The organism is Coleofasciculus sp. (assembly GCF_046565525.1).
GTDB lineage: Bacteria > Cyanobacteriota > Cyanobacteriia > Cyanobacteriales > Coleofasciculaceae > Coleofasciculus.
Window position 1 is genome coordinate 1 of record NZ_JBKHUP010000191.1, and the last position, 7,698, is coordinate 7,698.

Genomic DNA, 7,698 nt, shown 5'->3' on the forward strand with positions numbered 1-7,698 from the left:
CCTAGACGGTTCGCTCGGTTTCATCTCCCAGCTAAAGAGCGTGGGAGCCTTCACCCATCGCTTTTCCGGTAATCAGTGTTACTGCATACGATCAATGGTGCGATATTGGATAGCTTCGGCAATGTGTGGCGTTTGCAGATTCTCAGCCCCCGATAAATCGGCAATTGTGCGGGCGACTTTGAGGATGCGATCGCTTGCCCGGGCAGATAGTCCGAGTTTGCGAATTGCCCCTTCTAATAAATTGCGACTACTATCCTCTAAATGACACCATTGTCTCAGATGACTACTTTGCATCTGGGAATTACAGCGCAGTGAGGGTTCTGAGTGGAAGCGATCACGGGCGCGATCGCGGGCTACCTTTACTCTCTCTCGTACCGCTTCTGACGCCTCGCTTTGGGGTTGTCGGGTAATTTCTTCGGGTTTAAGACGATTCACGGCGACTTGTAAATCTATTCGATCCATTAATGGACCCGAAAGTTTTGCCCAATAGTTCTCCCGTTGTCGCGCTGAACAGGTGCAGGGTTGCAGGGTATCGCCAAAGTAACCACAGGGACAGGGATTGGTACTAGCCACTAAGGTAAATTGTGCCGGAAACAGGACGGACTGTCGAGTTCGAGAAATGGTCACATAACCATCTTCTAAGGGTTGGCGCAAAAATTCCAGCACATTGCGCTTAAATTCGGTTAATTCATCTAGAAATAATACACCTCGGTGCGCTAAGGAAATTTCTCCGGGACGAGGAAAACTTCCTCCTCCAACTAATGATGGACCCGATGCAGAATGGTGGGGACTGCGGAAGGGACGATATCGAATTAATCTACCTTTATCTTTGAGTAATCCAGCTACGGAATAAATTTGAGTGACTTCTAGGGCTTCTTCAAAACTTAAGGGCGGTAAAATTCCTGGTAATCGTCGCGCCAGCATGGTTTTGCCGCTTCCCGGTGGACCGACGAAAATTAAATTATGACCTCCTGCTGCGGCAATTTCTAACGCCCGACGCGCATGGGATTGACCTTTGACTTCGTTTAAATTTCCGCCCGTAAACTGAGAGGGGGATGATTTGGGTACTTCATCCATCGTTACCGGGGAATAGCGTTCGGGTTGGTTCAAAAAATCCGCCACATCAGCTAGATGTTGGCATCCGTAAACCGCGAGTCCACGCACCACGGCGGCTTCTTGGGCATTATCGGCGGGTACAACTAACCCAGAAATCCCCAAACTTTGGGCGGCGGCGGCGATGGGTAAGACTCCAGCAACGGGGCGTAAATTGCCATCGAGGGAGACTTCGCCCAAAAATAGATAATCCCCTAATAATTCAGGATTGACTTGCTGCGAGGCGGCGAGAATGCCGATGCTGATAGGTAAATCAAAGCTGGGTCCTTCTTTGCGTAAGTCGGCGGGGGTGAGATTAATCACGATTTTCCGCATCGGGAAAACAAACCCCGCATTTTTTAACGCCGCCCTCACCCGTTCTCGCGATTCTTGGACGGCGGTATCGGGTAATCCCACGACAACAATTCCCGGTAGTCCGCCCGACACATCGACTTCAACACCGACTTTCACCGCATCGATGCCGACTAGCGAAGCACTCCAAACCCTGGCAAGCATGTCTGTTTATCCTGAGTCTCCTTGGCAATTATAGGGCGTGCGATCGCAGCCGTCTATTTTAATCTATAGGAACTTCGTACATAGTACTTTATCTGCCTTGTCTTCCTTGTCCCCCTTATCTTCTAATCAACCGTTCTTCAATTCCATAGCTTGGAAGTTAAGTAATTCGCTTGTTCATACCGTCCTTGAGACTTATAGAGGGCTGCCAAATTGTTCAAACTGAGCGCGACATCGGGATGATCTTCTCCCCATAAACGTTTACCGAGTTCTAAAACTTGGAGATAAAGGGGTTCGGCTTGCTCGTAGCGTCCTTGATAATGATAGAGTAATGCCAAATTATTCATACTGGTTACTACATCGGGATGGATGTCTCCCAGTAAACGTTTTCTCAAATTTAAGGCTTGTAGATAGAGGGGTTCGGCTTTGTCGTAGTGTCCCTGATAGTGATAGAGTAGTGCTAAATTGTTCATGCTAGTTGCCACATCTGGATGATTTTCTCCTAATAATCGTTTCCGAATATTTAGAGCTTCCAAATAAAACGATTCGGTTTTGTTATTGGGTCCTTTAGAGAAGTAAAGTCCTGCCAAATTATTTAAGCTTTGTGCTACATCCGGATGGTTTTCTCCTAATAAGCGTTTTCTGATGTCTAATGCTTGGAGATAGAGGGGTTCGGCTTTCTCGTACCGTCCTTGAGAGAAGTAGAGAGCGGCTAAATTGTTGAGGTTAGTGGCGACATCGGGATGATTCTCTCCCAATAAACGTTTTTGCAAGTCCAAGGCTTGGAGATAAAGGGGTTCAGCCTCTTCGTCGCGTCCTTGGGATTTATAAAGGGCGGCGAGATTGTTCAGGGTTGTGGCGACATCCGGATGATCCTCGCCCAGGAAGCGTTTTTCGATGTCTAATGCTTGAAGATAAAGGGGTTCGGCATCTTCGTAGCGTCTTTGATAATGATAGAGTAAGCCTAGATTGCTGAGACTGATTGTCACATCTAGAGGGTCATCGCTTAAGTTACGTTTCCTCAAGTCCAAAGCTTGCAGATACAGGGGTTCGGCGTCTTCGTAGCGTCCTTGACAGAAATAAAGGGTGGCTAAATCATTGAGGCTATGAGCGATATCGGGATGGTTATCGCCTAAGTTACGTTTCCTCAAGTCCAAAGCTTGCAGATACAGGGGTTCGGCTTGGGCGTACTGTCCTTGAGCCTGGTACAGTTTTGCTAAGTTGTTGAGACTAGTGGCGACATCAGGATGATCATTGCCCAATAAGCGTTGTCTGAGTTCTAAGGCTTCTAAATAAAGGGGTTCAGCTTCCCGGTAGCGTCCTTGAATTCTGTAGAGTTCGGCTAAACTATTCAGTGTTTGGGCTAAGATTGTTTCTCTTCCAAGTTCTTTTTGTCGCTCAATTGCTTGACTCAAATACTCAACCGCTAATCCTTGTTCTTGGGGATAATCCAGAGATTCACCCTGTTCTAAGCGTCGTTGATAAAGTTGTCCAACTTGAGCATATAAGGTTGCCAAATCCGGGTCATTGAGTCCACGTTTGGCTTTGGTGTATTCGATCAATGGGTTGAGATCTGCGACTGGAAAAACGGATAGGTTTTGATCCCAAGCGTCGCTTTCTTCTATAAGATGGCGGAATGGCTCAATATCTTGAATGGGAATAGCGGCTGTTTTTTTGGAGTGAAAGCGAAAGACACCTTGACACCAATTTTGGAAATTTGGGGCATTTTGACTAAGCTGACTTTCGAGTTGGTGAGTTAGCCACAGGACAATCGGAAAAGCAAAGGCTGATAATGCGTCTGGGGTTTCTGGTAGAGAGGCGAAAAAAATTTCCTGTTCTGAACGTGGGGCGTCGAATTTGAGCCAGAGAAGTTTTTGGACACCCGTCACGGTGACAACGGCGTTCCCCCCCTGACGTAAATCCTCATCGGCTTGGACAACTTCAGTAATGGCGCGGCTTAGAGTCGGGTCATTCTTAACCAACGTGACGCGATGCGATCGCACAGAGGCGGCGAGTTCCGTTTCATAGCGTTCAATCAGTTGGTTGCGGTAATGAATATCATCACAAACTGCCACAATCACACTCAACTTACCTTGACTTGCTCGAATCAACCTCAGCAAATCGCCATAACTTGTTTCATTATGAACCGTCGGGTCAGACAACTCCGTCATCATGAAATTAACCTCCAATCTTGTAATCGCTCTTGAACGATCCGGTGAACCTCACATCAGTTTTTACGATTGCCATACTCTAAAATGGCAAGACCATGCAGCTTATGCCCAAATTCCAGTGCCTTGGGTTCATTCGGTTCAAGTCATAGTCAGTTGCGTTTAAGAGTTGATCGTCAAGCTCACGTGACATCTCCTACACTGACCTGAGTACAGGTACAGTGTAGGCTTCCAAACCAATCCGGCTATTGCTTAGGAGGCGTTTGGCTTTAAGAACGGGATGCCCCACCGCTCTATTTTTGATATTTATTGCTGCATTATGGTCACGATCTAGACTGCATCCACAACGAGGACAGTCATGCCAACGAATATGCAGCTTTTTGGGTACTTTCTCGCCACAATTGGAGCAATCCTGTGAGGTGTTATGGGCGCTTACACCGAACACCAACAAACCAGCATTTTTGGCTTTGTTTGCCAGTATCGACAGGAAGTTTGACCACCCAGAATCCAGCACAGATTTAGCCAATCGGGTACGGGCTAGACCCTTGACGTTCAATTCTTCGTGAGCGATTACATCATATTTAGATAACAGCCAATTAGCTGTCTTGAAATGAAAATCTTTTCTCTTGTCAGCAACTTTTTTATGTTGTTTTCCTAGTTGCTTGATGGCTTTAAGTCTACTATTACTCCCTTTCTGGCGGCGTGATACCCGTTTCTGGATAACCCGCAGGCGTTTTTGTGCTTTGCGGTAATGTTGAGGAATGGCTACAGTTTTACCCTCTGAAGTCGTCAAAAACTCTTTTAAACCCATATCAATCCCAGTGATTTTATCTGGGTTGAAATCAGGCTTAATTTCTGGGACAGTTTTATCTTCTAAGGAAAGCGTCAGGTAGTAACCATCGGCTTTCTTGGTGACAGATGCTGTCTTGATTTTGAACCCATCAGGGATAGGACGATGTAAGACAACCTTAACTCTACCAAACATTGGCAAGTTAATCAGATTACCTTGCCAGCACCCATCTTTCATCTGAGGATAGGTAAACGTCCTGTAACGATTCCGAGCCTTAAATCTCGGTTTACCACTACGCTTACCAGTGCTATCACCCTTCAAGAATCGGTCAAATGCCAACTTTACCCGTTTAACTACATCCTGAAGAACTTGAGAATATATCTCGCCGTACCAAGGATGAGTTTTTTTGAGTTGAGGTAAAGTTTTCTTTTGAGAATAATAGTCGGGGTTGTCTCGTAATTCTGGCAGGTGACAAACAAGAGGACAAGCATTAACAGGAGAACGGTTTTGTTCGTACCAATTGAACCTATCAGCCAGCAAGTAGTTGTACTGAGCGCACAACATTGACAGCCATTTGTCTAGCTGAATAACTTGTTGTTTTGTTGGAAGCAATCGATACTGGTGAGCTGTTCTCATTAAGGTTACCTCTCGTTTATCGACCTATAAAACAGTATACTCAATGTATAGTGATTTGATAGCCTCCGTACCTCCGGCTATCCGCCTATCCATCCCAACGCCAACCTGGGTACAGGTGGTTGTGCTGGGGCTTCCGGCGAAGAAAGCTAAAAAAATGACAAAGTTATTTTGAATCGTGTTAATCCGAATCAATCCTAAGCACATTCGACAAGATTTATCCCTGATTCGGAGCGGTTTGTAGTCACACCCACTTCTATAGAGTACATTTTCTTTAGCTATCTGGTCAATAATGGCTCTCATCCTGGGTGTGCGAGCATCTTGCTAGCTACTCATACCCCATTTCAATGCATGACAGCTTATTATCCCATCGCGGTATGAAGATCATCTAGATTTTTCCGGATTGTCACTGTAGTCGGATGATTAACACCGAGTCGTTCTTCACAAATTGCCAACGCCTGGATATACAGGGGTTCGGCTTGCTGATATGCTCCTTGGGAAGAGTAAAGTCCTGCCAAATTCTTTAGATTTTGTGCCACATCGGGATGCTCATCCCCTAGCCAGCGTTTTCCTAACTCCCAGGCTTGGGAATAGAAGTCTTTGGCTTTATCGTGATGTCCCTGAAAGAAGTAGAGTATTGCCAAATTATTCAGATTTTGTGCCACATCGGGATGCTCATCTCCCAGCAAACGTTTCCGCAAATCTAAAGCTTTCAGATAGAGAGGTTCGGCTTCGTCGTAGCGTCCCTGAGTGGAGTAGAGTTCGGCTAGATTTTTATAAAGTGCTGCCAAATTATTCAGGCTGGTTAACACATCCGGATGCTCGTCTCCCAAGAACCGTTTACCCACATCCAATACTTCCACATAGAGGGGTTCGGCTTGTTCGTAGCGTCCTTGATAATGGTAGAGCAACGCTAAGTTATTTAGGCTGGTCACTACATCGGGATGGTTCGCGCCGAACAAACGTTTCCTTAAGTCCAAAGCTTGGCGATAGAGGGGTTCGGCTTGCTCGTAGCGTCCTTGGGAGTGGTGGAGTAATGCTAAGTTGTTCAGGTTCGTGGCTATATCCGGATGATTATCGCCCAATAAGCGTTGCCAGATTTCCAAGGCTTGGCGATAGAGAGGTTCGGCTTCACCCTGACGTCCCTGAGAGAAGTAGAGTCCGGCTAAGTTGTTGAGGCTTTGTGCTACATCGGGATGATTATCACCGAATAAGCGTTTCCTGATTTCCCAGGCTTGCAGATAGAGGGGTTCGGCTTCGTCGTAGCGTTCTTGGAAGAAATAGAGTGCAGCTAGATTGTTCATATTAGTCGCTACATCGGGATGTTCATCCCCCAGTAAGCGTCTCATCACCTCCAAGGCTTGCAGATAGAGGGGTTCGGCTTGGGTGTAGTGTCCTTGGGTTCTGTAGAGTTCGGCTAAATTATTTAGGCTGGTGGCGACATCGGGATGGTTCCTTCCTAAGTTACGTTTCCTCAGTTCCAAGGCTTGCAGATAAAGCGGTTTGGCTTGGTCATAGCGTCTGAGCAAGAAGTAAAGTAACGCTAGATTGTTAAGACTGGTGGCAACATCGGCATGGTTCTCTCCTAAGTTACGTTTCCTCAGTTCCAAAGCTTGCAAATAAAGAGATTCGGCTTCGTTGTAACGTCCTTGTAAGAAGTAGAGGGCGGCGAGATCATTGAGGCTGATGGCGATATCAGGATGGTTCTCTCCTAAGTTACGTTTCCTTAAGTCCAAAGCTTGGAGATAGAGAGGTTCGGCTTGGGGATATTGTCCCTGAGAGTGGTAGAGTCGTGCTAGATTATTCAGGCTGGTGGCAACATCGGCATGGTTCTCTCCTAAGTTACGTTTCCTTAAGTCCAAAGCTTGCAGATAAAGCGGTTCAGCTTGATCGTAGCGTCCATGGGTTCTATAGAGTTCCGCCAGATGATTCAGGGTTGCAGCTAAGTCAGTTTCTAAATCAAATCGTCGTTGCAGGTCAACCGCTTTATGGAAATATTCAATGGCGAGGGCAAGTTCTAGCTGGTAATCCTCAAATTCTCCATTTTCCAGTCGGCTTTGGTAGAGTTGTCCGAGTTGAGCATACAAGTTCGCCAGACTTGGGTCTTGGCTTCCCCCTTTTGCTTCAGTTTGTTGAATTAAGGCTTTAAGGTCTGCTAACGGTATCACCTGGTTTGTCCCCTGATGCCAGTATTTATCCTTCCTGTACTATAGCAATCCTTTTTCGTTGAGGTTAGGACAGGGGATGAAAAAGTTGTGAGCTTATCGGGACATGTTTCACGACTAAGGTTTTTTTCACCCTGATGTCACTCAACCCGCCCCGACTCAAAACGATAGCAAGGCAATCCGGAAGCGTTACGGATTGTCAACCAACTTATGTTTATTGAAATGGATGAAAGATATGAGTTAAAATTTATTCTCAGATGTACAGCGTTTCCCACGCTGATGAGGTACATTTAGGGTAGGACTTTTGCTCTCAGAGGGTTCATCGGTTTGAAACCAT

4 protein-coding genes are annotated in these 7,698 nt (G+C 46.2%); all 4 read right to left on the reverse strand.

Annotated elements, in window-relative coordinates:
* Window positions 1-78: 78 nt before the first annotated feature.
* Window positions 79-1,608 carry a YifB family Mg chelatase-like AAA ATPase gene (locus ACLGGO_RS34485; RefSeq protein ID WP_446336709.1) on the reverse strand — a complete coding sequence of 510 codons (1,530 nt, stop codon included), beginning with the start codon at window positions 1,606-1,608 and terminating at the stop codon, window positions 79-81.
* Between the two features lie 137 nt (window positions 1,609-1,745).
* Complete coding sequence (locus ACLGGO_RS34490) at window positions 1,746-3,779, reverse strand: tetratricopeptide repeat protein (RefSeq protein WP_446422694.1); 2,034 nt, start codon at window positions 3,777-3,779, stop codon at window positions 1,746-1,748.
* Between the two features lie 190 nt (window positions 3,780-3,969).
* Complete coding sequence (locus tag ACLGGO_RS34495; protein WP_446422695.1) at window positions 3,970-5,199, reverse strand: RNA-guided endonuclease InsQ/TnpB family protein; 1,230 nt, start codon at window positions 5,197-5,199, stop codon at window positions 3,970-3,972.
* A 359-nt stretch (window positions 5,200-5,558) separates the two neighbouring features.
* Window positions 5,559-7,364 carry a tetratricopeptide repeat protein gene (locus tag ACLGGO_RS34500; protein ID WP_446422696.1) on the reverse strand — a complete coding sequence of 602 codons (1,806 nt, stop codon included), beginning with the start codon at window positions 7,362-7,364 and terminating at the stop codon, window positions 5,559-5,561.
* Window positions 7,365-7,698: the final 334 nt, after the last annotated feature.